This is a genomic window from Streptomyces sp. NPDC041191, assembly GCF_055591945.1.
Window position 1 is genome coordinate 78,395 of sequence record NZ_JBVIZC010000002.1, and the last position, 26,207, is coordinate 104,601.

The 26,207-nt window shown below is 74.2% G+C and carries 19 protein-coding genes; 7 read left to right on the top strand and 12 right to left on the bottom strand.

What is annotated here, in order from left to right:
• Positions 1-476 precede the first annotated feature (476 nt).
• The 4 genes from ACZ6AQ_RS03470 to ACZ6AQ_RS03485 all read right to left on the bottom strand — a co-directional run bounded on the left by ACZ6AQ_RS03470 (position 477) and on the right by ACZ6AQ_RS03485 (position 5,837).
• On the bottom strand, positions 477-1,679 hold the full coding sequence (locus ACZ6AQ_RS03470) for a VWA domain-containing protein (RefSeq protein WP_468757167.1): 1,203 nt from the start codon (positions 1,677-1,679) through the stop codon (positions 477-479).
• A complete protein-coding gene (locus ACZ6AQ_RS03475) occupies positions 1,676-4,153 on the bottom strand; it encodes a DUF5682 family protein (protein ID WP_468757168.1) in 2,478 nt (825 codons plus the stop codon). The genes ACZ6AQ_RS03470 and ACZ6AQ_RS03475 overlap by 4 nt, the downstream gene beginning before the upstream one ends.
• On the bottom strand, positions 4,150-5,307 hold the full coding sequence (locus ACZ6AQ_RS03480) for an ATP-binding protein (protein WP_468757170.1): 1,158 nt from the start codon (positions 5,305-5,307) through the stop codon (positions 4,150-4,152). Before ACZ6AQ_RS03480 ends, ACZ6AQ_RS03475 begins: the two co-directional genes overlap by 4 nt.
• 116 nt (positions 5,308-5,423) lie before the next feature.
• On the bottom strand, positions 5,424-5,837 hold the full coding sequence (locus tag ACZ6AQ_RS03485; RefSeq protein WP_468757172.1) for a hypothetical protein: 414 nt from the start codon (positions 5,835-5,837) through the stop codon (positions 5,424-5,426).
• 245 nt (positions 5,838-6,082) lie between these two features.
• On the opposite strand from ACZ6AQ_RS03485, the gene ACZ6AQ_RS03490 reads away from it, so the two are divergent.
• Positions 6,083-7,438 (top strand): SWIM zinc finger family protein, encoded by a 1,356-nt coding sequence (locus ACZ6AQ_RS03490; RefSeq protein WP_468757174.1) that lies wholly within the window; start codon positions 6,083-6,085, stop codon positions 7,436-7,438.
• Positions 7,439-7,520: 82 nt separating this feature from the next.
• Positions 7,521-9,254: a DUF5691 domain-containing protein gene (locus ACZ6AQ_RS03495; protein ID WP_468757176.1), complete on the top strand. Its 1,734-nt coding sequence runs from the start codon at positions 7,521-7,523 to the stop codon at positions 9,252-9,254.
• Positions 9,255-9,401: 147 nt separating this feature from the next.
• On the opposite strand, the gene ACZ6AQ_RS03500 is transcribed toward ACZ6AQ_RS03495, so the two are convergent.
• Positions 9,402-9,809, bottom strand: coding sequence for a cobalamin B12-binding domain-containing protein (locus ACZ6AQ_RS03500; protein WP_468757178.1), 408 nt, complete (start codon positions 9,807-9,809; stop codon positions 9,402-9,404).
• Positions 9,810-10,108: 299 nt separating this feature from the next.
• Between ACZ6AQ_RS03500 and ACZ6AQ_RS03505 the strand changes: the two genes are divergently transcribed.
• Positions 10,109-10,927: an esterase/lipase family protein gene (locus ACZ6AQ_RS03505; protein WP_468757180.1), complete on the top strand. Its 819-nt coding sequence runs from the start codon at positions 10,109-10,111 to the stop codon at positions 10,925-10,927.
• 223 nt (positions 10,928-11,150) lie between these two features.
• Positions 11,151-12,761, top strand: a complete 1,611-nt coding sequence (locus ACZ6AQ_RS03510; protein WP_468757182.1) for a M23 family metallopeptidase — start codon at positions 11,151-11,153, stop codon at positions 12,759-12,761.
• A gap of 73 nt (positions 12,762-12,834) precedes the next feature.
• Here the strand turns inward: ACZ6AQ_RS03510 and pcrA are convergent, their stop codons facing one another.
• Positions 12,835-15,273 carry a DNA helicase PcrA gene (gene pcrA, locus ACZ6AQ_RS03515; RefSeq protein ID WP_468757184.1) on the bottom strand — a complete coding sequence of 813 codons (2,439 nt, stop codon included), beginning with the start codon at positions 15,271-15,273 and terminating at the stop codon, positions 12,835-12,837.
• A 267-nt stretch (positions 15,274-15,540) separates the two neighbouring features.
• The gene (locus tag ACZ6AQ_RS03520; RefSeq protein WP_468757186.1) at positions 15,541-15,894 is read right to left on the bottom strand and encodes a hypothetical protein; all 354 of its coding nucleotides are present in this window, start codon (positions 15,892-15,894) and stop codon (positions 15,541-15,543) included.
• Between the two features lie 387 nt (positions 15,895-16,281).
• Here ACZ6AQ_RS03520 and ACZ6AQ_RS03525 point away from each other — a divergent pair, with 387 nt between their 5' ends.
• A complete protein-coding gene (locus ACZ6AQ_RS03525) occupies positions 16,282-17,397 on the top strand; it encodes a C40 family peptidase (protein WP_468757188.1) in 1,116 nt (371 codons plus the stop codon).
• 65 nt (positions 17,398-17,462) lie between these two features.
• On the opposite strand, the gene ACZ6AQ_RS03530 is transcribed toward ACZ6AQ_RS03525, so the two are convergent.
• Both ACZ6AQ_RS03530 and ACZ6AQ_RS03535 read right to left on the bottom strand, forming a co-directional pair.
• Positions 17,463-18,185 (bottom strand): LuxR C-terminal-related transcriptional regulator, encoded by a 723-nt coding sequence (locus ACZ6AQ_RS03530; protein ID WP_388697780.1) that lies wholly within the window; start codon positions 18,183-18,185, stop codon positions 17,463-17,465.
• A complete protein-coding gene (locus tag ACZ6AQ_RS03535) occupies positions 18,182-19,444 on the bottom strand; it encodes a PspC domain-containing protein (protein WP_468757190.1) in 1,263 nt (420 codons plus the stop codon). The genes ACZ6AQ_RS03530 and ACZ6AQ_RS03535 overlap by 4 nt, the downstream gene beginning before the upstream one ends.
• Before the next feature lie 156 nt (positions 19,445-19,600).
• Between ACZ6AQ_RS03535 and ACZ6AQ_RS03540 the strand changes: the two genes are divergently transcribed.
• On the top strand, positions 19,601-20,944 hold the full coding sequence (locus ACZ6AQ_RS03540; RefSeq protein WP_468757192.1) for a PspC domain-containing protein: 1,344 nt from the start codon (positions 19,601-19,603) through the stop codon (positions 20,942-20,944).
• 156 nt (positions 20,945-21,100) lie between these two features.
• On the opposite strand, the gene ACZ6AQ_RS03545 is transcribed toward ACZ6AQ_RS03540, so the two are convergent.
• The 3 genes from ACZ6AQ_RS03545 to guaA all read right to left on the bottom strand — a co-directional run bounded on the left by ACZ6AQ_RS03545 (position 21,101) and on the right by guaA (position 25,222).
• Positions 21,101-21,730, bottom strand: coding sequence for a DoxX family protein (locus ACZ6AQ_RS03545; RefSeq protein ID WP_468757194.1), 630 nt, complete (start codon positions 21,728-21,730; stop codon positions 21,101-21,103).
• Between the two features lie 164 nt (positions 21,731-21,894).
• Positions 21,895-23,163 (bottom strand): hypothetical protein, encoded by a 1,269-nt coding sequence (locus ACZ6AQ_RS03550; protein ID WP_468757196.1) that lies wholly within the window; start codon positions 23,161-23,163, stop codon positions 21,895-21,897.
• Between the two features lie 457 nt (positions 23,164-23,620).
• Complete coding sequence (gene guaA / locus ACZ6AQ_RS03555) at positions 23,621-25,222, bottom strand: glutamine-hydrolyzing GMP synthase (RefSeq protein WP_468757198.1); 1,602 nt, start codon at positions 25,220-25,222, stop codon at positions 23,621-23,623.
• A gap of 340 nt (positions 25,223-25,562) precedes the next feature.
• On the opposite strand from guaA, the gene ACZ6AQ_RS03560 reads away from it, so the two are divergent.
• Entirely contained in the window at positions 25,563-25,943 is a 381-nt protein-coding gene (locus tag ACZ6AQ_RS03560) for a chorismate mutase (protein ID WP_468757200.1), read from the top strand.
• The last annotated feature ends 264 nt before the right edge of the window (positions 25,944-26,207 follow it).

The following is a 26,207-nucleotide window of genomic DNA, read 5'->3' on the forward strand; positions in this document are numbered from 1 at the left end:
CGTTGTCTGCGTGGGCGTGCCGCGAAGGGCAACGTGACTGCTCTGTCACAAGGGAGGCGTACACGGTGTCCGTGGACGCGGCATGTCCGTCTCGCAGGTTATCGCCGCGGGCCGTGGGTCCCTAAATCGCGGATCGCGCGAGAGCGGTGATACGGGTCACAGGCCGTGGGGGCGGAAGGGCGGTCCCCGGGGGTCCCCGGGCGGCCGGTTCCGGCGGTCGCCCCAGGCGGGGCCCGGCCTCCCGACCACCCCTTCCGCGCGGAGGGACGGGGCGGAGGGCGTCCGGAGGCCCCTGTGACAAGGAACTCAGTCGCCCCTCGGACGCTCGTGCGGACGGGTCACGCGACGGATTCCGCAGGCGCCGCCCGGGGCGGACGGACGACGGACGGACCGCGAACCGGGTGACCGGGGGGCCGGGGGCCGGGCACCCGATCGCCCGGAGTCCGGGTGTCCGACCGCCCGGGGTCCGGGCGCGGTCAGGCGGCGGGTATCGGCAGGGGCCGCTTCTCCAGGGCGGCCGCCATGATCTCCGGGAACAGGTCCGGGGTGCACGCGAAGGCCGGGACGCCGAGCGCGGCCAGCGCCGCCGCGTGGTCGCGGTCGTAGGCGGGGGTGCCCTCGTCGGAGAGGGCGAGCAGCGCCACGAACTGGACGCCGGACGCCTTCATCGCCGCGACCCGCTTCAGCATCTCGTCGCGGATGCCCCCCTCGTACAGATCGCTGACGAGGACGACGACGGTGTCGGCGGGACGGGTGATCCGCGACTGGCAGTGGGCGAGGGCGCGGTTGATGTCGGTGCCGCCGCCGAGGCGGGTGCCGAAGAGGACGTCCACCGGGTCCTCGACGCGGTCGGTCAGGTCGACGACGGAGGTGTCGAAGACGACGAGCCGGGTGGCGATCGTCCGCATCGAGGCGAGTACCGCCCCGAAGACGGCGGCGTGGACGACGGAGGCCGCCATGGAGCCGGACTGGTCGACGCAGAGGACGACCTCCTTCCGCACCCCCCGGGAGGCGCGGCCGTGGCCGACGAGCCGCTCGGGGACGACCGTGCGGTGCGCGGGCAGGTAGTTCTTCAGGTTGGCGCGGACGGTGCGGTTCCAGTCGATGTCCCGGTGGCGGGGGCGACCGGTCCGGGCGGACCGGTCGAGCGCGCCGGTGAGGACGGCCCGGGTACGGGTGGCGAGGCGCTTCTCCAGGTCGTCCACGACCTTGCGCACGACGGCGCGGGCGGTCTCCCTGGTCGTCTCGGGCATGGCCCCGCGGAGGGAGAGGAGAGCGCCGACGAGGTGCACGTCGACCTCGACGGCCGCCAGCGTCTCCGGTTCCAGGAGGAGGGTGTCGAGGCCGAGCCGGTCGATCGCGTCGCGCTGCATGACCTGGACGACGCTGCCGGGGAAGTACGCGCGGATGTCGCCGAGCCAGCGGGCGACGGAGGGGGCGGAGGCGCCGAGTCCGGCCGTGCGGCCGAGTCCGGCGCGGTCGCCGGGGCTTGCGCCGTAGAGGGCGGTGAGGGTCCTGTCCACGGCGGCGTCGGTTCCGGCGAGCGCGCGGCCGGTGCCGTCGGCGTCGCCGCCGAGGACGAGGCGCCAGCGGCGCAGCCGCTCGTCGGCGGGGTCCGGGGGGCGGTGCGGGGCGGGGGCGGGGCGCGGGGAGACGGGGGCGTCCGGGAGCGTGCTCATGCGGGGACCTCCGTGCCGAGGACGAGGTGGAGGAGGGGCAGGACGGCGTCCGCGCGCTCCCGGTCGGGCGAGGAGGCGAAGCCGGGCACGCCGGGCGCGGCGGGGCCCGGACCGCCGGCTCCCGGGCCCCGGGCGGCCAGTTCGCCGAGGGTGCGGCGGACCCCCGGCTCGTACGCCGAGAAGGTGCGGCGCAGCAGGGGCAGGACGTCGGTGAACGCCCCGGCCGGTACGGAGGCGAGCCAGGCGTCGAAGAGGCCGCGGAGGCGCTCGTCGTGGACGAGGAGCAGCCCGCCGCCGGAGGCGCCGCCGGCGAAGCCCTCGATCCAGGCGGCGGCGTCGGGCGGCGGGGTGGCGGGCGAGAGGGCGCGGCTCATCAGGGGGGCGGCCTCGTCGCCGGGGAGCCGCCCCTCGTCCAGGAGGATCCGGGCGGCCCGGCCCCGGAGGACACCGGGCACCCGGTCGTGCGCGGCGAGCCCGCGCAGGACCCCGGCCCAGCGGTCGCGCAGCCCGGCCGCGCCGGGCAGCAGGCCGAGGGCCCGGTGGACCTCGTCGATCCGTTCGCGCAGGGGCGCGGCGGCGTCGGGGGCGAGTCCGGCGCAGGCGGGCGGCAGGCCGACGCAGATCCGCTCCGCAAGGCCGGCGGCGACCTCGCCGAGGGCCGCGGTGTCGGTGCCCCGGACGTCGCCGTAGCGCAGGGCGCGGGCGAGGGCCGGAAGGGCCTGTGCGAGGTGGACGACGTCGGTGTCGAGCGCGGCCCGGTCCGCGAGCGCCCGCATGACGACGGGGAGGGCGCCGGTGAGCCCGGCGAGGAGGCAGTCCTCGGCGAGGGCGGTGACGTCGGTGAGGGTGGTGGCCGCCAGGGCCCGGGACCCGGCCCTGGCGGTGGCGGCGGACTCGACGGTGGTGCCCCAGACGCCGGCCTCGGCGACCCGGACGTGCAGTTCGGGCTCCCAGCGCAGCCGCCAGGTCTCCCGGAAGGTGCCGGTGCCGGTCCGGCCGACGGCCGGCTCGCCCCAGTGGACGCCGAGGAGCCGCAGCCGGTGCAGCAGGCGGCTGCGGTCGCCGTCCGTCCGCTTGCGCAGGTCGAGCGCGAGTTCGCGCTCCTCCGCCGCGGGCTTGAGGCGCAGGGCGCGCTGCCGTCGGCCCAGGTCGCGCTGGAGGGGGACGGCGGGGGCGCCCGCCGGGACCTCGCCGAGCACGTCACCGACGACGAGGCGGTCGCGGATCAGGTCGAGGGGCACGTCGGAGCCCTCGCAGAGGACGGCCCGGACGGCGTCGGTGGTCTCTTCGAGGCCGGGACCCGGGCGGCCGCGCAGGGCGGCGAGGGTGCCGGCGAGCCGGACGGCCTCGATGACGTGGGCGGTGGAGACCGGGTGGTCCTCGGCCCTGAGGAGCCCGGCGACCCGGGTCATCCAGCGCTCGACGGGCCGGTCGGGGGCGGTGAACAGGTGCGCGTACCAGCCGGGCGCGTCGATGCCCGCGCCGTAGCCGGAGCGGCGGGCGAGCCTGCGGTGGGTCCAGGGGACCCAGGTCGTCTCGGTCCTCACCCTGGGCAGGCCCCTGAGCAGGGCCCGGTCGGCGGCGACGGTGGTGCGCCGGGCGAGGGCGGGGACGTGCCAGGCGCCGCAGACGACGGCGACGGAGTCCCCGAACTCCTTCCTCGCGGCCCGGATCCGGAGCCTCATGTGCGCCTCGCGGACGAGGTCGCGGGGGTACCCGCCGTGCCCGTACGCCTCCCGCAGGGCGCCCATGGCCTCCGCGAGGGCCTGGAAGGGCGCGGCGGGGTCGCCGTGGCCGCGCAGCTCGACGGCGTCCTCCCACCAGCGCTCGGCGTCCTCGTACCCGGCGGCCCGGGCGAGTTCGGCGACGGGGTCGATCCGGGGGTCGGCCCGGGGCCCGGGACCGCCCCCGCCGACCCCGGTGGCGGGGGCGGCGGGGAGTCCGGGTCCGGCGGGTCCGGGTCCGGGGCCGGGGGCGGCTCCGGCCCCGGACCCGGCTCCCCGTCCTTCCGCGGCGGGACCGGGAGCGGGTCCGGGAGCGGCGGAGGCGCACGGGGGTCCGTCCCCGGCGACCTGGTCCTCCTCGCTCTCGCCGTCGCCCCAGGTGGGGTCGGAGGCGGCGAGGGTGTGCGCGGCGGGCAGGTCGATGAAGCGGACGGCGGCGCCCCGGTCCAGGGCCCAGCGGATCGCGACCCACTCGGGCGAGAACTCGGCCATGGGCCAGAACGCCGCCCGTCCGGGATCGTCCACGGCGTGGGCGAGCAGCGCGACCGGCGGCCGCATACCCGGCTCCCCCGCGAGCGCGACGAGCGCGTCGCCCTCGGCGGGTCCCTCGATCAGCACGGCGGCGGGCTCCGCCGCCTCCAGCGCGGCCCGCACCCCCCGCGCGGACCCGGGCCCGTGGTGCCGTACGCCGAGCAGGAGGGGGCCGTCCGTCCGGCCGGGGGCCCGGGTCCCGGCGGTGGGCGGGGTCATGCGGTCACCTCGCGGCAGGCGCGGTAGAAGTCCTTCCAGCCGTCTCTCTCCCGGACGACCGTCTCCAGGTACTCCCGCCAGACGACCCGGTCGGCGGCCGGGTCGCGGACGACGGCGCCGAGGACGCCGGCGGCGATGTCCGCGGGGCGCAGGACGCCGTCGCCGAAGTGGGCGGCGAGGGCGAGACCGCCCGTGACGACGGAGATGGCCTCGGCCGTGGAGAGCGTCCCCGAGGGGGACTTGACCTTGGTGCGCCCGTCGGTGGTGACCCCGTCGCGCAGTTCGCGGAAGACGGTGACGACCCGGCGGATCTCGTCCGCGCCGTCCGGCGGGACCGGCAGTTCCAGGGAACGTCCCAGCTGTTCGACGCGCCGGGCGACGATGTCGACCTCTTCCTCGGGGGTCGCGGGCAGCGGCAGCACGACCGTGTTGAAGCGGCGGCGCAGCGCTCCGGAGAGTTCGTTGACGCCCCGGTCGCGGTCGTTGGCCGTGGCGATGAGGTTGAAGCCGGGCACGGCCTGCACCTCCTCTCCGAGTTCGGGGACGGGCAGGGTCTTCTCGGACAGGATCGTGATGAGCGTGTCCTGCACGTCGGCGGGGATGCGGGTGAGTTCCTCCACGCGGGCCGTCATGCCCCGCGCCATCGCGCGCATGACGGGGCTCGGCACGAGCGCGTCGCGGTCGGGGCCGTGGGCGAGGAGCCGGGCGTAGTTCCAGCCGTACCGGATCGCCTCCTCGGGGGTGCCCGCGGTGCCCTGGACGAGGAGGGTGGAGTCGCCGCTGACGGCGGCGGCGAGGTGTTCCGAGACCCAGGTCTTGGCGGTGCCGGGCACACCGAGGAGCAGCAGCGCCCGGTCGGTGGCGAGCGTGGTGACGGCGACTTCCACGATGCGGCGCGGACCGACGTACTTGGGTGTGACGACGGTCCCGTCGGGAAGCGTGCCGCCGAGGAGGTAGGTGGCGACGGCCCAGGGCGAGAGGCGCCAGCGGGCGGGCCTCGGCCGGTCGTCGGCCGCGGCGAGCGCCGCGAGTTCACCGGCGAAGGCGTGCTCCGCGTGCGGACGCAGGACCTCGGCGGAGGCCTGCGGCCGTCCCGCCCCGGCGTCCGTCTCGACACCGGAACCGGGCTGCGCGATGGTTTCGGGCACGGGCATGACTCCCCCTCCAGATCGTTCGACCTGCTGTGCGATCCACCGTGCACCATGGCACTGACAGTGAGGTGTCGCCGCTGGTCGGAAGGGGTGGGAGGACCGCCCGGGGTGACGGGGGGTCAGCCGGCCACGGGGGAGACGGCGACGCAGCCGCCCGCCATCGCCCGTTCACCCCTGGCCTCCTTGATGACCTTGCCGTCGTGGAGGATCTTGCAGGTGAGGTCGGCGGGGTCGAGCGAGACCGGCATGACGGCCGGCGGCATGACGCCCTTCAGCGTCACCGTCTTCTTCCACGGAGTGACGGGCTTCTTCTCCGACGCGAGTTCCGGCTTCATCGCGGTGCCGCCGCCGGCGTGGTACTCGATGGACTCGATCCCCTTGCCCGTGACCTCGTAGGTGATCTCGTAGGTCTCGTTCACGGATTTGTCGACCTGGTCGACGGCCTTCTCGGCGGCTGCCGAACAGGCGCCGAGGGCGAGGACGAGGCCGGTGACGACGAGGGCCGGGACGGCGGTGCGGGCGGTGCGCTTCACGAGGATCCCCCTGGACGCGGAAACGAGGTGCGTTCCGCGCAGAGAACCGTAAAGAAATGGCAAAGTCAAATTCCTCCGGGCCTTCCGCCCGCCTGAACTCCCGGGCCGGGGAAGGGATCGGGGCCGGGATCGAGACCGGGGTGGGGTCCGGGAGGGGAGCCGGAGCCGGAATCGGAATCGTGGCCGGGGCCGGGGCCGAGGGCGGGCCGGGGCCGTTGTCAGTGGTGCCCCCTACCGTCGTGGACATGGATGGCATGGGGGTGCGTCGGGCGGTCGATCAGGTGCCGGAACCGGCTCCTGACGAGGTTTCACGTGGAGCGGAGAGCGCGTTCGGCACGGCCGGGCCGTGGTCGGACACGGGGCGGGGGGACGGTGTCGTGTGGGGCGTGTGCCGGGACGGCGGCGGTCCGGCGTACCGGACGGCCGCCGACACGGCGGGCTCCGCGCACGCGTGCGACTGTCCCGGCCGCACGTCCCCGTGCGGACACGTTCTGGGCCTGCTCCGGCTCCTGGCGTCGGACGGGGCCGCGTTCGGGAAGGCCGCCGCGCCCGACTGGGTGGAGCGGTGGCAGGAGGAGCGGCGCGAACGCCCCGGAAACGCGGCCCGGGACGCCGGGGAAGCCACCGGGGAATCCGCCGGAGACACGGCGGACCCGGCGGCCGCCCGCCGCCGGGCCGAGCGGAGGGCGGCCCGGATCACCTCGGGCGCGCGGGAGCTGGAGCAACGGCTCGCCGACCTGATACGCGGCGGCCTGGCGACGGCCGAGCGGGCGGGAGCCGGGCCGTGGGAGGAGACGGCCGCCCGCATGGTCGACGCCCAGGCCCCCGGACTGGCGAGCAGGGCGAGGGAGTTGGGGGCGATACCGGGGTCCGGTCCCGGCTGGCCCGTGCGGCTCCTGGAGGAGAGCGCGCTGACCCACCTCCTCGGCCGGGCCTGGCCGGCCGCCGACCGGCTCCCCGCGCCCTTCGCGACGACCGTGCGGACCCGGGTCGGCCTCCCCGCCCCGGTCGCCGGCGCCCCGGTGCGCGACCACTGGCTGGTCCTCGCGCGGTACGACACGGGAGACACCCGGCTGATCACCCGGCGCACCTGGCTGCACGGCACGACCGGCGGGCGCACGGCGCTCCTGCTCTCCTACGGGGCGGCGGGCCGGACGCCCCGGCTGGAACTCCCGGTGGGCGCGGTGCTCGACGGCGAGCTGACCCCGCACGCCGGTTCCGGACAGCTGCGGGCGGAGCCGGGCGAGCGCTTCGTCCCGGTCGCCGGCCCCGCCGGACCGCCGCCGGGCGGCCCGGTCGGCGAGGGACTGGACGCGTACGGGCGCGCGCTGCGCGAGGACCCGTGGCTGGAGGCGTGGCCCGTGACGCTGAGCGGGGTCGTACCGGCACGGGCCGAGTACGGCTGGCAGCTCGCCGACGCGGACGGCCGCGAGGCCCTGCCCCTGGCGCCCGCCGCCCAGTCCCGGCCGGGCCTCTGGCGCCTCGTCGCACTGTCGGGCGGTGCTCCGGTGACCGTCTTCGGGGAGTGCGGGCACCGGGGCTTCACCCCGCTCGCCGCCTGGTCACCGGAGGCCCCGGCCGAGACGGTCCCCCTCGTATGACGCCCCCCGCCCGCCGACCGCCGCCCACCGGCCCACGGGAGCGGCACCGCCCACCGCACCACCGACCGCCCGGAGGAGCCTGATGGACACCGCCACGACCACCGGCTCCCCCGTCCCCGGCGGGGACACCACCGCAACGGCCTGGGAGGAGCTGGTCACCGCGGCGCTGCTCGGGACGGACCGGCGGACGCCCACCGGGCTCGCGCGCGGGACGGCGGACGGGGAGGCGGCGGCGCACGCGCTGCTCGACGCCGCCGCGCTGCACACCGTGCGGCGCAGGGCCGGCCTGCGCCCCGGCCCCGCCGTGCCGCCGCCCGCGCCCGCGCCGGAGGACCCGCGCGAACCGCTGCCCGAGGCGGCCCGACGGCGCCTCGGACTGCTGCTCGCCGGACGGACCGCGCCCACCGGGCGGCGCGGGACCGACCCCGATCTGGCCGAACTGCTCCCGCAGTGGCTGGTCCTCGCCAACCGGCACGGGTACAAGGCGCCGCCCGCCGTTCTGCCCGCCCTGCTCGACGCGGCCCGGGCCCGTACCGACCTGCGGCCCCACGCCCTCCGCCTCGCCGGGCCGCGCGGCCTGTGGCTGGCCCGGCTCAACCCCGAGTGGAAGTTCGCCCTCCGCGGTACGGGGGCGGGCGGCGGCCTTCCGTCCCCCCGGGACGCGGAGGGGGTGCGGGCCCTGTGGGGCGAGGGCCTGTTCGCCGAACGGGTCGCCCTGCTCACCGCCGTACGGACCGAGGACCCGGCCGCCGGTCTCGCCCTGCTCGCCTCCACCTGGACCACCGAGCGGGCGGAGGACCGGTTGATGTTCCTGGACTCGCTGCGGACCGGACTCTCCGACGCGGACGAGGCGTTCCTGGAGGAGGCCCTCGGCGACCGCAGCCGGAACGTCCGGGCCACCGCCGCCGAACTGCTCTCCGCGCTGCCGGCCTCCGCCTTCGCGGACCGGATGGCGGCACGGGCCGTGGCCTGCGTCGGCCCCGACCGGACGGCGGACACGCCGACGATCGGCGTCGAGGCCCCGCACGAGTGCGACGCGGCGATGCGGCGCGACGGCGTCGTGGAGACCCCTCCGGCGGGCCGGGGCGAGCGGTCCTGGTGGCTGGGCCGGCTCGTCGAGTCCGCCCCGCTCTCCTGCTGGCCGGCCAGGTTCGGCGGGCGCGGCCCGGAGGAGATCGTGGCCCTGCCGGTCGCCGACGGCTGGCGGGACGAACTGCACGCGGCCTGGTGCAGGGCGGCCGTACGGCAGCGGGACGCGGCCTGGTCGCGCGCCCTGCTCGGTCCGCCCGAGGTCCCGCCCGCCACGGGCCCCGGCACCCCGTCGCTCGCGGAACGGGCCCAGCTCCTGTCGCTGCTGCCCCCGGAGGAGCGGGCCCTCTGGGTCGCCCGGTTCGTCGCGGCGCACGGGCTGCCGGAGGCGTTCCAGCTGCTGGGCGCCTGCGCCGTGCCGTGGGCGGAACCGCTCGGCCGGGCGGTCGTCGACGCCCTCGACGCGGCGCGCGAGGCGGGCGGCTACCCCTGGAGCTTCAGCGGGGTGATGGGACTGGCGGAGCGCTGCCTCGATCCGGAGGCGGCCCGGTGGCTCGAACCCCTGGCCGCCCGGCCGGACGGGGCGGAGGACATCGTCCCCGGCGCGGACGGCTACTGGGCGGAGGCGTTCCGGCGCCTGGTCTCCACCCTCCGTCTGCGCGCGGCGATACGCGCCGAACTGACGCCTCCCGGCGCCTGCGATCCACCCCCCGGAGCCCCCGAACCGGCGCCTCCGGCACCTGCCCCGCCCCGCCGGCCGGACTCCGTGCCCCGACCGTCCCCTTGAACCGACCGTCCCCTTGAACCGTCCGTCTCCTTGAACCGTCCGGGGCGGTCCGCGGGGAACGGCCGGAGGACGGTGGTGGGACGTGGAACGCCGAAGGGCCCTCCCGGGGGGAGGGCCCTGGCGGCGAGGGGCGGAACGCGGCGCGGGTCAGGCGGCGACGCGGACGTTCGCGTTCACCCAGTCGACGATGGACGTCGTGGTGGCGCCCGGCGTGAAGATCTCCGCCACGCCCTTCTTCTTCAGCGGCGCGATGTCCGCGTCCGGGATGATGCCGCCGCCGAAGACCTTGATGTCCTCCGCGTCACGGTCCCTGAGCAGCTCCAGGACCTTCGCGAAGAGCGTGTTGTGCGCCCCGGAGAGGATCGAGAGGCCGATCGCGTCGGCGTCCTCCTGGATCGCGGTGTCGACGATCTGCTCGGGCGTCTGGTGGAGCCCGGTGTAGATGACCTCCATGCCGGCGTCCCGGAGGGCCCGCGCGATCACCTTGGCCCCGCGATCGTGGCCGTCGAGACCCGGCTTGGCCACCACCACGCGGATCGGACCGGTCACACCCATCACTGCCTCCACATGCGACCCCCGCGCCTCTTTGCCGGGGAGGTGAACGAACGTTATCCCCAGCATCCCGCAAGCGGCTGTTTCGCGACGGCGACAGAGGGGGAAATCACACGTGGGACATGTTCGCTCCGCGCCGTCCCCCGCCTCCGGGCCCTCCCGGGCCCACCAGCCGCAGGCGGGGCCGGTCGCGAAGGGAGCCGCGACGTGGCCGTCGTGTCTCCGCACCGCCGCCCGCGGTGCGGGGAACGCGGTGCGCCGGCGTTTCCGTCCGGCCCCGCGCGCCGCCCGGGAGGCCGGTCATGGAATTCACCAGGGTCGCGGCGGAGTTCACCAGGGCCACCGCCCTGATGAAGGCCACCGCGCTGGAGTGCGCGATCCTCACCGGCCACCTCGTCCTGTATCCCACCGGAATCGTGGCCGAGCGCCTCTCCCCCGCCACCGCCGCCGATCCCCCCGCCGGGATCACCGGGAACCGCCGTCCCGTCGTCCTCCTGCACGGCTTCGCCGACAACCGCTCCGTCTTCGTCCTGCTGCGCCGCTCCCTCGTCCGTCACGGCCGTGACGGGATCGTCTCGCTCAACTACTCGCCGCTCACCTGCGACCTGCGGGCCGCCGCCGCCCTCCTCGGCCGCCGGGTGGAGGAGATCCGCGCCCGTACGGGACACGACGAGGTCGATCTCGTGGGCCACAGCCTGGGCGGGCTGATCGCCCGTTACTACGTACAGCGTCTCGGCGGTGACCGCCGGGTGCGCACCCTGGTCACGCTCGGCACCCCGCACTCCGGCACCACGGTGGCCCGGCTCGCCGACGCCCACCCGCTGGTACGGCAGATGCGCCCCGGTTCGGAGGTGCTGCGGGACCTGGCCGGACCCGCACCCGGCTGCCGGACCAGGTTCGTGAGCTTCTGGAGCGACCTCGACCGGGTGATGGTGCCGGTGGAGACCGCGCGCCTCGACCACCCCGACCTGTCCGCGCACAACGTGCGCGTCAGCGGCATCGGCCACCTCGCGCTGCCCGTGCATCCGGCGGTGGCCGCCGGGGTCCGCGAGGCGCTCGACGCCGACGGGACCGACGTCCCGGCCGGGCGGGAGGAGCCCGGGGCGTCCTCCGTCGCCTGACCGCGCGACACTCCCGTTCGAACTTTTCTCGAACACAAGGCCAAGGCTCTCCCCGCGAGCTGGCGAAACACGACCGATTGCCCGTTTCCTGCGGGTGCAAACCCCTCCGAAGATTGTCCGCCGCGCATACCGCCGGGTACAGTCGCGCCACTGCTTACCCCCGGGACACCCCTCGTCGGGCCCGCCCCGGACTGGTCCTGCTGCCGAGGCGAGAGAGACGTTGGTGAACGACCAGCACCCCCACGCCGGGTACGTCGGAGACGACGCCCACACCACTGGCAGCTTCGCCGTAGACCCGCTGTTCGGCGCCTACCCCGACGGCCACGCCGACCACAGCGGCCAGTGGAACTTCGGCCCGCACGCCGCCACCGGCACGTACGACACGACGGGGCAGTACGACACCGGGCAGCACGGCACCGGGTCGTACGACACGACCGGGCAGTGGGACGCCACGGGCCAGTGGGACACCACCGGCCAGTGGAACGTCGCCCTCCCCCACGACGCGACCGGCTCGTACGCGACCCCCGCGGCGCCGTACGACACGACCGGCCAGTGGGACGCCTCCGCCTGGACCGAGGCCCAGCACACCGGGCAGTACGAGACCCTCCACTCCGGCGCGTACGCCGCCCAGGGGGCGTACGGCTACGAGACCTACAGCACCACCGGCCAGTGGGCCGCGCCCGCCTTCGCGACCGAGACCGGCGCCTACGACGCGACCGCGTGGAACCACGCCGCCCCGGAGCCCGGACCGGTCGTCCCCCACCAGTACACCCCGCAGGCCGAGGGCCGGAACGAGCACCCGGCCGAGAGCCCGGTCGAGCACACCGCCGAGTTCGCCTTCCCGTACGACCCCGAGACGGAGGCGTACGCGGACCTCCCCTCCGGCGGGACCGCGGAGACCGGCGGGACCGCAGAGACCGACGGCGCCGAAGCCCTCTTCGGGGACGACGAGGCCGGCGTGTCCGGCGAAGACCCCTACGACTGCGCCGAGGCCCCCCACGAAGGCCCCGCCGCGGAACTCCGTACCGCGCCTCCCGCCGCAGGCCGCCCCGCGCGCCGCTCCTCCGCCGGAGGCCGCAGCCGCCGCCGCACCCCCGCCAAGCGGTCCGCGCTGCTGACCGTCGCCGTCCCCTCCGCCTGTGTCGTGGGGGCCGCCGGCATCGCCGCCGCCTCCGTCGGAGGACTCGCCGGCCCCGGCGCGGAGGGCGAGCAGAAGGGCGGCACGACCGCCCTCGCCGCCGCCGACTCCGTCCCGGCCGAACAGGTCGCCGCCAACAAGGCCCTCGACACCCAGCTCGCCGCGCTCAGCGAGGACGCCCGCGACTTCGGCGCCCGCGCCAGCCGCACCCAGGAACGCATCGACCTGCGGGTCCGCCAGGCGGCCGACAAGAAGAAGCGCGAGGCGGAGGCGGCCCGCAAGGAGGCGCTGCGTCCCAAGTACGCGCTGCCCGTGAAGCTCCACCGGCTCAGCGCGCGGTTCGGCCAGGCGGGCCTCAACTGGATGTCCGTGCACACCGGCATCGACTTCCCCGTGTTCGGCGGCACGCCCGTGATGGCCGCGACGGACGGCACCGTCCGCACCCAGCTGAACAGCGCCTACGGCAACATGGTGATCGTGACCGCCCCGGACGGCACCGAGACCTGGTACTGCCACCTCAGCAGCGCCAAGATCCGCTCCGGCCACGTGAAGGCCGGCGACGTCATCGCGTACTCCGGTGACTCCGGCAACTCCACCGGCCCCCACCTCCACTTCGAGGTGCGGCCGAACGGCGGTTACGCGATCGACCCGCTCGCCTGGTTCCGCAGCCACGGCCTCGACCCGACCGCCGGCTGAGCCCACCGCTTCCCCGCGCTTACGGAGGAGGGCCCCGGCCGAAGCCGGGGCCCTCCTCCGTGCGCGTACGTCCTTACAGCTTCTCGACCGGCGCGTACCGCAGCAGCAGCCGCTTCGGCTTCTCGTCGCCGAAGTCGACCGTCGCCTGGGCGTCCGCGCCCGCGCCGGTCACCGCCATGACCGTGCCGAGGCCGAACTGGTCGTGCGTGACCCGGTCCCCCACCTGGAGCGAGACCACCGGCTTCTCGCCGGCGCGCCGGGTGGCGAACCCGGAGGGGCCGGAACGCGAGCGCGAGGAGGTGATCCCCGAGGTCGGCCCGGCGGGCTTCGCCATCGGACCGGTCCGCTTCCACTCCAGGTGCGTGGCCGGAATCTCCTCCAGGAAGCGCGACGCCGGGTTGTACGAGGGCTGGCCCCAGGCGCTGCGCATCGCCGAACGGGTGAGGTAGAGCCGCTCGCGGGCGCGCGTGATGCCCACGTACGCGAGACGGCGCTCCTCCTCCAGCTCCTTCGTCTGGCCGAGGGCGCGCATGTGCGGGAAGACGCCGTCCTCCATGCCGGTGAGGAACACCACCGGGAACTCGAGGCCCTTGGCGGTGTGCAGGGTCATCAGGGTGATGACGCCCCTGCCCTCCTCGTCCTCGTCGGGGATCTGGTCGGAGTCGGCGACGAGGGCCACCTGTTCCAGGAACTCCGCGAGGGTCGCGGGCTCCTCGCCGCGCTCCTGTTCGAACTCCAGGGCCACGGCGGCGAGTTCCTGGAGGTTCTCGATCCGGGTCTCGTCCTGCGGGTCGGTCGACGCCTGGAGTTCGGCCAGGTAACCGGTCCGCTCCAGGACGGCCTCCAGGACGACGGCGGGGCCGGCGCCGGACTCCACGACGGTGCGCAGCTCGTCCATGAGCGCGTTGAAGCGCTTGACGGCGTTCGCGGAGCGCGCGGCCATGCCGTACGCCTCGTCCACCCGCCGGAGGGCCTGCGGGAAGGTGATCTTCTCGCGGAGCGAGAGGGCGTCGATCATCGCCTCGGCCCGCTCGCCGATGCCCCGCTTGGGGACGTTGAGGATGCGGCGCAGCGGGACGTTGTCCTCGGGGTTGGCGAGGACGCGGAGGTACGCGAGGACGTCCCGGACCTCCTTGCGCTCGTAGAAGCGCACACCGCCGACGACCTTGTAGGGCAGCCCGACGCGGATGAAGATCTCCTCGAAGACGCGGGACTGGGCGTTGGTCCGGTAGAAGACGGCGACGTCCCCGGCCTTCGCCTCGCCCGCGTCCGTGAGCCGGTCGATCTCGTCGGCGACGAACTGGGCCTCGTCGTGCTCGGTGTCCGCGACGTAGCCGGTGATCCGTGCGCCCTCGCCCGCGTTGGTCCACAGGTTCTTGGGGCGGCGGGACTCGTTGCGCTCGATGACGGCGTTGGCGGCCGAGAGGATCGTCTGCGTGGAGCGGTAGTTCTGCTCCAGGAGGATCGTCGTCGCGTCCGGGTAGTCCTCCTCGAACTGGAGGATGTTGCGGATCGTCGCGCCGCGGAAGGCGTAGATCGACTGGTCGGCGTCGCCGACGACGCACAGCTCGGCCGGGCCGAGGTCGTCGTAACCGGTCCCGACGAGCTCCCGCACGAGCGTGTACTGGGCGTGGTTGGTGTCCTGGTACTCGTCGACGAGGACGTGACGGAAGCGGCGGCGGTAGTGCTCGGCGACATCGGGGAACGCCTGGAGCAGGTGGACCGTCGTCATGATGATGTCGTCGAAGTCCAGGGCGTTGGCCTCGCGCAGCCGCGCCTGGTACATCCGGTACGCCTCGGCGAGCGTCTTCTCGAAACCGTCGGCGGCCCGGTCGGCGAAGGTCTCCTCGTCGATCAGCTCGTTCTTGAGGTTCGAGATCTTGGCGCTGAACGACTTCGGCGGGAACTTCTTCGGGTCGAGGTCCAGGTCGCGGCAGACCAGCGCCATCAGGCGCTTGGAGTCGGCGGCGTCGTAGATCGAGAAGGAGGAGGTGAAGCCGAGCCTCTTCGACTCGCGGCGCAGGATGCGGACGCAGGCGCTGTGGAAGGTCATAACCCACATGGCGTGGGCGCGCGGGCCGACCAGCTGCTCGACGCGCTCCTTCATCTCGCCGGCGGCCTTGTTCGTGAAGGTGATCGCCAGTATCTGACCGGGGTGGACGTGCCGGGTGGCCAGGAGGTGGGCGATGCGGTGGGTGAGCACCCGGGTCTTGCCGGAACCGGCACCGGCGACGATGAGCAGCGGGGTGCCGGTGTGGACGACGGCGGCGCGCTGCTGCTCGTTCAGCCCCTCCAGGAGCGCGGCGGCGTCCACGGCGGGACGCGGGGCGCCGTCGCGGTAGTGGGTGTCCCGGGCGGGCGGGGGCGCGTCGAAGCGCCCTCCGAAGAGGTCGTGCGGGACCTCCTCCGGAGCCGGGGAGCCGTGCTCGTCGTCCTCGGGGGGCGGCGGGGGCTCCTCCGGGGAGTGGTTCTGGAGGCCGGCCAGGAAACTGTCGTCAAAGAGGCTGCTCATCGCCTCACGAGTCTAGGACGCCGCACCGACATCCGGGCCCGCCTTCGGAAGCCGCCTTCGCCGCGGGGCTGCGGAACGGGTCACATCCCCCGGTGGCGAGGGCGGCGGCGCGGGGCCGGTCCGGAGCGGACGCGGGGGCCCGGGACGGTTCCGGGAGGGTCTCGGGAGGGTGGGTCCGGGGCGGATCCGTGCGGGTCCGGACAGGAAGGGGGCGGACCCGGGCCCGATCCGGGTAGGACGGGGAGGCGGACCCGGGCCCGATCCGGATCAGGTCCAGAGGGTCGCGATGAAGATGTTCGCCACGGTCAGGGCGCCGACGGCGGCGAAGAGGCCCTTGTCGACCTTCTCCTCGTCCCGCTTGACGTAGACGAGGGCAAGGATCACGACCAGCACCGCCAGCTTGATGCCGATCTTGAGGTTGTTCACGGGGTGGTCCTCGGCCTGGTGGAGACCGACGAGCGCGATGCCGGTGATCAGCATGGTCAGCGCGCCGTGCAGCATCGCGGGGCTGAAACGGGCCGTACCGGCGCCCATCGCCTTCATCTGGGTGAGGAAACCGCCCAGCAGGGAGGCGATACCGATGATGTGCAGGGCGACGAAGACATTGATGAGTACGTCCATGAGGCGGAGCCTAACCGGGCCTCCGGTACCGTCCTCCGGCCGGGTCCGGCTCCCCGGCGCCGGGTCCGCGGGCGGTCGCCGGAACGTCCCCCGGCCGGGCACCCGGTCCGGCACCGATCCGGTGTCCGGTCCGTTCCCCGCTTCGCCATCCGACGAAAAAGAACGATCTCCGTCCCGTCATCCGACGCCAATAGCGGTCAACAGGCCGTCCGGACGCACCCCCGGGCCTAGCGTCCTCTCCCAGGTGGCCGGCTCCCCACCGCCGCCGGTCTTCCGGCGGTTGTCGGCCATCCCCGCTGAAAACGGCGGCGGTCCGTCTTCCCTGTGCGGGCCGCCGCCGACCCGGCGGACACCGTCCCCCAGGGAAAGAGGATGTGAACCGCCCTCGTGGCAGCGCACCGCAAAGCCAGGCAGTCTCTCTTCGGCGGTCAGGCGGTCCGCACCGCCGCCACCCTCGCCCTCGCCTCCGCGGCGACGGCGACGCTCTTCGAAGGGTCCGGACACGCGGACCCCCGGCCCACCACCGCCCAGACCAGGGCGAAGGTCGACCGGCTCTACGAGGAGGCCGAGGTCGCGACCGAGCGGTACAACGGGGCGAAGGAGAAGGCGGACCGGGCCCGTGCGGCCTTCGACCGGCTGCGCGACGAGGCCGCCCGCAGGACCCAGAGGCTCAATACCGCGCGGGACGCCCTCGGGGCCGTGGCCGCCGCCCAGTACCGCTCCGGAGGGCTCGACCCCGCCCTCCGGCTCGCCCTCACCTCCGACCCCGACCAGTACCTGGAGCGGGCCGCGCTCGCCGAGAAGGCCGGGGAACGGCAGGCGGCCGCGATCCGGACCGTACGGCGCGAAATCGGCGCGATCGAGCAGCTGCGCGACGAGTCGGCGGACCGCCTGGCCGCCCTGCGCGGGCACGAGGCGGAGCTGAGGCGGCAGAAGGCGACCGTACTCGGCAAGCTGGCGGCGGCCAGGACCCTGCTCGACCGGCTGACCGCGGAGGAACGGGCGCGGTACGAAGCGGCCGCCACCGTCCGGAACGGCTCCGGTCCCGACGCCTCGGCGCGAACGGTCACGACCGGTTCCTCCGGTGGCTCCGCCCCCGTTCGGGCCGACCGCTCGTCGGGCTCCGACCGGCGCGGACCGGTGACCGCCCCGAACGCCCGGGCCGCCCAGGCCGTTTCCTTCGCCCACGCCCAACTCGGCAAACCGTACGTGTGGGGGGCGACGGGCCCTTCCGGGTACGACTGCTCGGGCCTCACCCAGGCGGCCTGGCGCGCGGCCGGCGTCTCCCTGCCCCGCACCACGTACACCCAGATCAACGCCGGCCGGCGAGTCTCCCGCTCCCAGCTCGCCCCCGGCGACCTCGTCTTCTTCTATTCCGGGATCAGCCACGTCGGTCTCTACATCGGCGGCGGCCGGATGATCCACGCCCCCCGTCCGGGCACCCCGATCCGGATCGCCCCGATCGACGAGATGCCCTTCGCCGGGGCGACCCGGGTGGGCTGACCCGGCCGGGCACGTCCGGTCGAACACGTCGGGCTCGTACGACGCGTTCGGACCGGACAGCGGTCTCAGACCAGGCGGCGGGCGGTGGCCCAGCGGGTCAACTCGTGGCGGTTGGAGAGCTGGAGCTTCCGCAGGACCGCCGACACGTGCGACTCGACCGTCTTCACCGAGATGTAGAGCTGCTTGGCGATCTCCTTGTACGCGTATCCACGGGCGATCAACCGGAGCACCTCCCGCTCCCGCTGGGTGAGACGGTCCAGGTCCTCGTCCACCGGGGGCGCGTCCGTCGAGGCGAAGGCGTCCAGGACGAAGCCGGCGAGCCGGGGGGAGAAGACGGCGTCGCCCTCCTGGACCCGGAAGATCGAGTCCACGAGATCGGTGCCGGTGATCGTCTTGGTGACGTAGCCGCGGGCCCCGCCCCGGATCACCCCGATCACGTCCTCGGCCGCGTCCGAGACCGACAGGGCCAGAAAGCGGACCGGGTTCTCGGGCGCCCCCAGCAGGCTCGCGCAGCGCCGCAGCACCTCGACCCCGCCGCCGCCCGGGAGGTGCACGTCCAGCAGAACGACCTCGGGGCGGGTCGCGGTGATGACCGTGACCGCCTGGTCGACGTCGGCCGCCTCACCGACCACCTCGACGCCCGTGACCTCGGTCCGGCCGATCTCGGCCTGCACCCCGGTACGGAACATGCGGTGGTCGTCCACGAGCACCACACGGACCCGGCGCCCCCCGTCCGACGGCGCCGCCCCCGCACCGGTCCCGGCCGTCGCTCCGGTCTCGTCGCTCATCCGTCCGCCCTCTCCATCTCAAGCTCCACTTCGGTGCCGCCGCCCTGCGGTGACCGCAACCGGGCCGTACCGCCGTTGCGCTGCATCCGGCCGATGATCGATTCTCGTACGCCCATCCGGTCCTCGGGCACGTCGTCCAGATCGAAGCCCGGCCCCCGGTCCCGCACCGAGACGAAGACCGTGCGGCCGTCCACCTCGGCGAACACCTGCACCGCACCGCCCTCGCCACCGTACTTGGCGGCGTTGACCATCGCCTCGCGCGCGGCCTGTATCTGCGCGACCAGTCCTTCGTCGAGCGGGCAGTCGCCGACGACGACCACCTCCAGCGGGACGCCGTGCTTGTCCTCGACCTCGGCCGCCGCTCTCCTCACCGCCTCCGCGAGGGTCCGGGGCTCTTCGTCCCTGCCCGTGCCCTCCGGTTTGTAGAGCCAGTTCCGCAGCTCCCGCTCCTGGGCCCGGGCGAGGCGGCGCACCTCGCCCGCGTCGTCGGCGTTGCGCTGGATCAGGGTGAGGGTGTGCAGCACCGAGTCGTGGACGTGGGCCGCGACCTCGGCTCTTTCCTGGGCCCTGATGCGCATGGTCCGCTCCTCCGTGAGGTCCTGCGACATGCGCACCAGCCAGGGGCCGGCGAGCAGTGCTATGCCGGTGAGGACCGCGACGGCGGCGGTGAGGGCCGTACCGAGCTGGGCGACGGAGCCGCGGACCACCACGAAGACCGCGAGGCCCGTGCCGACCAGGGCGACGCCCACGAGGCCGCGGGCGAGCTGGAAGGCACGTCTGTGGGGCCCCGGGTCGGTCCAGCTGGCGCGGCGGGCGTTGTCCGCCTGGCGCCAGAAGACGACGACACCGATGCCGGTGAGGAGCAGGGGCCAGACGTACCGGCCGGTCTCGTTGTCGAAACTGACGTTCCCCGCGACGACCGCCAGGCCTGCGGCGAGGGCGACCAGGGCGAAGACCTGGCCCCGGTCGGGCTTGCGCAGTCTGCGGCGCCCGTCCGGGGTGGTCTCGAAGACGGGACGCGGGGCGGCCCGTCCGCCGACACCGAGCGGGACGACGATCCAGAAGACCGCGTAGAGCACGGCGCCGAGGCCGTCCGGCAGAGCCAGCACCATGAACGCCGCGCGCACCCAGACGACCGGCAGGCCGAGGTGTCCCGCGAGACCGCGCGCGACACCGCCGAGCCACCGCCCGTCGGCGCTCCGGTAGAGCCTGCGTACGGGCGGTTCGTCGGTCTCGGTGACACGGGTGGATGCGGACATGCACCGATCGTCACACGTTCGGTCCGCCCCGGACATCAGGGTCCGCCCTGAGATCTCCCCCGGTACGGCCTCAGGGACGAGGGGGCCCCGAATATCAGGGGCGGGCCAGGGTCGGCCCCGGTGCCGTACGGCGTCACGGGCCGTCACCATGGACGCATGACGAGTTCGATGCCTTCGCAGCACGAGGCCCCGCCGGTGGCGGAGGCCGTTCCCGCCGCGCCGCTGCGGCGGACACGCGGAAGCAAGGTCGTGGGCGGTGTCTGCGGCGGTCTCGGCCGGCACTTCGACCTCGACCCGGTGATCTTCCGCGTCGTGGTCGCCGTTCTGGCGGTGACGGGCGGCCTCGGTCTGATCTTCTACGGCTTCGCGTGGCTGCTGGTCCCGCTCGCGGGCGAGGAGGAGAACGAGGGACGAAGGCTGCTGACCGGCCGGGTCTCCGGGTCTTCCCTCGCCGCTCTGCTGATGGCGCTGATCGGCTGTGGACTCTTTCTGTCGATGCTGCACAGCGGACCGATGCTGGGCTCCTCGCTGATGGTGGCGTTCGCGGTGTGCGGGGCGGCGGTCTGGTCGCGGCGCCGGCAGACCGGCGCGGTCGAGAGCGAGGGCAGGACGGACACGGCGGCCGCGCTCGCCGTGGCCGAGGCCCCGCCGGAGACGAAAGCTCCGCCGTTGATCGAGTACACCTCGTGGTGGAAGGACCCGATCGTCAAGGACGGCTCGACGGGCAGACTGGCCATCGGTTACCTGTGGGGCCCGCACGGCGTCCTGGACGAGGACGGCAAGGTCGACGGCAAGGTGCCGAAACCCGGCAGTCAGTGGGGTCCCGCGCCCCGGGAGTCCGGACGCCCGACGCCTTCCGTCCGGCGGAGCCCGCTCTCCATCGGCGGCCTCGTCTTCCTGCTCGCGCTGGTGGCGGGCGGGCTCGGAACAGCTCTGACCTGGAAAACCGAGCCGCTGGGCACCAGTCTGCAGATCGGTCTGGCCGCCGCCCTCGCGGTGTTCGGGCTGGGGCTGGTCGTCAGCAGTTTCCTCGGGCGGACCGGGTTCGGCACGGTCTTCCTGACCGTGGTCACGGCGGGACTGCTCGCCCTGGCGACGGCGCTGCCCCAACGGATCAGCACGGAGTGGGCCCGTGAGACGTGGACACCGGCATCGGCGGGCGCCGTGCAGCCGCGCTACGAGCTGGGAGCCGGAGTCGGCACGCTCGACCTGTCACGGCTCCCGGTACCCCCGGGCACGACGGTCACCACCGGCGCCGAAGTGGGTGCCGGACGGCTCATGGTGATCGTCCCGAAGAACACGGTCGTGAAGGTGCACATCAAGGTGGCGCTGGGCGACCTTCAGCTGCCGGGACAGCCCCCTCACGACATCGACATCGCGCAGGACCGCGAGGAGATCCGCACGCTCGCTCCGCCGGCCGGGACCACCCCGGCGGGCACCCTGGACCTCTCGTTGGAGGTCGCACTCGGACAGGTGGAGGTCACCCGTGCTGCTTCATGAGTTCCGCCCCGGCCGGCTCCTCGTCGGCCTCACCGCCCTCGTTCTGGCCGCCCTGTACGCGGGGGACGCCTCAGGAGCCTGGACGACACCGTGGTACGCGGTGGTCCCGGCGCTCTGCGGCGGCCTGGGAACGGCCGTCCTCGCGACCTGGGTCGCCTATCGAATACGGCGCCGTTCGGCCAGGAGCCGGTCCAGCGAGAGCACCGGCGCTCCGGCCAGCAGCAGCGGGAGCCAGGCCATCAGGTAGACGAGGTCGTTGCCGAGGTAGTACGGGTGCACCTGCCAGCTCACGGTCAGCCAGAGACTCAGCGAGATCAGCGCACCGCCGAGCGCCGCCACCCGGGCGAAGAGGCCGAAGAGGGTCCCGATCCCGACGGCGAGTTCTCCGAAGGCGATGGCGTACCCGAAGCCGACGGGACCCTTGAGGGCGAGGTCGACGAGGGCCGGGAGCGCGGAACTGTCCCGAACCCCGCGCATGGTCTCGCCGAGGGAGCCGTCACCGGTGGCGGCGAGGAAGGAGGGATCGGCGAGTTTGTCGAGTCCGGCGTAGAGGAACGTGATCCCGAGGAAGATCCGCAACGGAAGGAGAGCACAACGGGAGGCGACCGCCTTCCCCCGTCCACCGAGGCCGCCCGCGCTGCCCGTGGCGTCGCCGGATCCGCCTGCCACGCCGGGACCGCCCGCGCCCTCAGCACCGCTTGCGCCGTCTCCACCGGGACCGACCGTCCTGTTTCCGCCGTCCGCGCCGTGGGGCGGTCCGTCGGTCCGGTCCGTCTTTCCCGTCATCGTCGGTCACCTCTCCACACACCGTGCGACTGTCCGCGAACGATTCTCCTCCCACTGCCGCTCCGGTCCCACTGCCGCTCCAGTCCCACAGCCGCTTCGGTCCCACAGCCGCCTCACCGCCCCGGGGCGGCGTCGCTCCGGGGTGCGGGAGGGTGGCAGGACGCTCAGTCCACGATGTCGATGGTGACCTTGCCGGTCTCCACGCCCGCCGCCGTCACGACCGAGACCTCCACCCGGCCCGGTTCCACGTCCGCGGGAAGGGGGACGGTCAGCACGGTGTCGGTGGGGTTGGCGAAGCCGCCCGGAACCGGGACCAGAGGGACGTGCGCGTGGACGGGGCCGATGCGGACGACCAGGCGGGCCAGGGAGTCGGGGGCGTTCGCACCGGGCGGGACGAAGCCCCGGCCACGGATCTCGATGTCGTCACCGGTGCGGATGGGGGCGTCGAGGTCACCCGCTTCCCGGGACCGGACCACGGAGTGGATCACGGGGCGGACGCCCTCGGTGCGCTTCGCGGCGAGGTACCAGGCGGCCGAGACACCGAGGAGGAGCACGAGGGACCAGGGCACCGCGGGGAGCCGGGCGGGGTCGTGGGCGAGCCCCACGGCCGCCGGGACCAGGACCGCGCCGGAGACCAGGAGGTACTGGACGTCGGCGAGGGCGGCCCGGCCGCTGTCGTCGCAGAGCAGGTCGGTGGCGCGCGGCCGGTCGGCGCGCACCTTCTGGAGGCGGCCCGCCGCGATCCCGGCGGTGGTGACGGGGCGGACGGTGACGACGACGGCCGCCACCAGGGCGAGGGCGGTGAGCAGGCCGGCGCCCCGGGACAGGCCGAAGGCGGTCGCGACCGGTGACCGGAGCAGCAGGAAGGTCGGGGAGAGGAGGGAGAAGGTGAGAAACAGGAGCCAGGCGGCAGCGACGGCATGGGGGGTGGAGAGTCTGTTGTCCTCGCCGGTCAGGGGCGCGAGGAGGCCGCCGCGTGCCCGGTGGGCGTGGGCGGCGGCGCTGAGGAGGACGGCAAGGGTCAGGGCGGCGCAGAGGCCGGCCGTGCGGGCACCGGTCCAGCCGGTCCCGATCGCCGTGAGGGCTTGGCCGAGGAGGAGGGCGAGGACGGTGCCCCAGACGGTGAAGAGGCTTCCGCGCCGTACCCGGTCGAGCCGGGCGGTCTCGGCCTCCCGGCCGTGCGCGGCGACCGCGCGGGCGGTCTGGGCGAGTTCGTCGGAGACCCACTGGCGGGCGGCGACCGGTGAGTGGGCGACGGCCGCGGGGACGCCGTGACCGGCGGCGAGTTCGTCGCGCCGGGCGAGGAAGGCGGCGACGGCACGTCGGTGACCGGCCCGTCCACTGTGGGCGCAGTGGACGCAGCGGGTGCAGTGGGCGCGGTCGGCGCAGGCCGTCGCGTGGTCGCCGTACTGTCGCGCCCCTCGAACCGCCACGGTGGTCACTCCCCGAGTTCGCTCCACGACACGTTCCGCCGCGTCCCGAAGGGCCAACAAGCCATTGGCTCCACGGAATTGTGCCGTACCGGGGGCCCTCTCGTCCGCCGTCCGCGCTCCGCCGGGGAGTGATTGCCAGGTCGTCACATTGACGTACGGAAAGGTGAGGCGATGGTGTGACGGAAGGAGTTCCGTCCGGTGGATCGATGAGCCGGCGGATCGATGAGCCGGTGGAGCGATGAGCCGGTGGGTCGGCGGACCGACGGACCGACGGGTCGGTGGATCGGTGGGCCAGCGGACCGGTGGGTCGGCGGACCGGCGGGTCAGCGGACCGGTGGGTCGGCGGACCGGTGGGTCAGTGGACCGGTGGGTCAGTGGGGTCCGGACGCGGCGAAGCCGCCGTCTCGTGCGGGTGGGCACGGGACGACGGCTTCGGCGACCGGCGGGAGGGGAGGGGTCACTCCCACTCGATGGTGCCCGGGGGCTTGCTGGTGACGTCGAGGACGACGCGGTTCACGTCGGCGACCTCGTTGGTGATGCGGGTCGAGATCTTGGCGAGCACGTCGTAGGGCAGACGCGACCAGTCGGCCGTCATGGCGTCCTCGGAGGAGACGGGACGCAGCACGATCGGGTGGCCGTAGGTGCGGCCGTCGCCCTGGACGCCCACGGAGCGCACGTCGGCGAGCAGGACGACCGGGCACTGCCAGATGTCGCGGTCGAGACCGGCGGCCGTCAGCTCCTCGCGGGCGATGGCGTCGGCCTCGCGCAGCAGGTCCAGGCGCTCCTTGGTGACCTCGCCGACGATGCGGATGCCGAGGCCGGGGCCGGGGAAGGGCTGGCGCTGGACGATCTCGTCGGGCAGGCCGAGCTCCTGGCCGACCATGCGGACCTCGTCCTTGAAGAGCTGGCGCAGCGGCTCGACGAGCTCGAACTCCAGGTCCTCGGGGAGGCCGCCCACGTTGTGGTGGGACTTGATGTTGGCGGTGCCGGTGCCGCCGCCGGACTCGACGATGTCCGGGTAGAGCGTGCCCTGGACGAGGAAGGCGACCTCCTCGCCGTCGGCGGCGCCCTCGGCCACGATCTCGGCCTGGGCCTGTTCGAAGACGCGGATGAACTCGCGGCCGATGATCTTCCGCTTGGTCTCCGGGTCGGACACCCCGGCGAGGGCGGTGAGGAAGCGCTCCTGCGCGTCCACGACCTTCAGCTGGACGCCGGTGGCGGCCACGAAGTCCTTCTCGACCTGCTCGGTCTCGCCCTTGCGCATCAGACCGTGGTCGACGTACACGCAGGTGAGCTGCGAGCCAATGGCCTTCTGCACGAGGGCGGCGGCCACGGCGGAGTCGACGCCGCCGGAGAGCCCGCAGATGGCGCGCTTGGTGCCGACCTGGGCGCGGATGGCCGCGACCTGCTCCTCGATCACGTTGCCGGTGGTCCAGCTCGGCTCGATGCCCGCGCCCCGGTAGAGGAAGTGCTCCAGGATCTGCTGGCCGTGCGTGGAGTGCAGCACCTCGGGGTGGTACTGGACGCCGTACAGCTTCTTCTCGTCGTTCTCGAAGGCGGCGACCGGCACGACGTCCGTGGAGGCGGTGACGGCGAAGCCCTCGGGGGCGGCGGAGCAGGCGTCGCCGTGCGACATCCACACCGACTGCTCGACGGGGGTGCCCTCGAAGAGGGTGGAGCCGGCACGGGAGACGTGCAGCGGGGTGCGGCCGTACTCACGGGCGCCGGTGTTGTCGACGGTGCCGCCGAGGGTCGTCGCCATCAGCTGGAAGCCGTAGCACATGCCGAAGACGGGGACGCCCGCCTCGAAGATCGCGCGGTCGAGGCGGGGGGCGCCCTCCGCGTACACGGAGGAAGGACCGCCGGAGAGGATGATCGCCTTCGGGTTCTTGGCCAGCATCTCGGCCACCGGCATGGTGGACGGGACGATCTCGCTGTAGACCCGGGCCTCACGGACGCGGCGGGCGATGAGCTGGGCGTACTGGGCGCCGAAGTCGACAACGAGGACTACGTCCGGGTTGGTGACGTCGGGCGCGGCAGCGGGGGTCGCTGATGACACTACGGCGGCCTTCCGGCGGTAGGAGGGAGTCCCTCGAAAGGGGGGCTGTTGCAAGGGGTGCTATTTGTCGATTCTACCGGCGTGCCGGACGAACCTTTCGTCTCACCATCCGGGCCCGGGTTGTCCCCGGCGCCGCGCCGGGGTCCATACTGGGGGCATGCGCGAGCACCCGACCTTCGTCTTTACCTATGGCAACCGGCCCACCGGCTGCCATGGTCGTGCTGCTTGAGCAACTGACAAGCGACTTCCCAGGCGCCCCGGGCCGACAAGGCCCGGGGCGTTCTGCTTGTCTCCGGACCGTGCCGCTCCGGGGCGACCGATCCCGTACAGGAGCCCCCTCATGACGACGCACATCACCACCGGCGAGAAGGCCACCGGAAAGACCGCCCCCGGTAAGACCACCGCTGGTAAGACCACCGCCGGCGAGACCGCCCCCCGGAAGACCGGCGCCGAGAGGACCGGCGCCCGCACCGACGAGGCGGTGGCGCTGATCGGGAACGCCCGGGAGCGCATCGACGCCCTGGACGACCGGATCATCGGCCTCGTCCAGGAGCGGATGGCCGTCTCGGCCGTCATCCAGGAGGCCCGGATCTCCTCCGGCGGTCGCCGGGTGAACCTCGCCCGCGAGATGGAGGTCCTCGGTCACTACCGGGACGCCCTGGGCAAGCCGGGCACGACCCTCGCGATGACGGTGCTGGAGCTGTGCCGGGGACGCGTCTGAGGCACGGGCGCGGCACGGGCGACCGGACAGACGAGCGGCCGGACAAACGGACAGACGGGCGACCGGGCAGGCGGGCGGGCGGGCAGGCGGGCGAGCGGGCGGACGGGGTGGGTGCCCGCATCTGCGTTCGGGCCCGCTCTCACCCGTACGGCGCGTGACCGGCTCCGCGGGGGCTTCGTTGGTCCGGGTGTCCGTGCCAGCCAGGGGCGGGCCCGAAGAAAACCACGCGTGGCTTCGCTGGGGCGTGTGGCGTGCCTCCGGTAC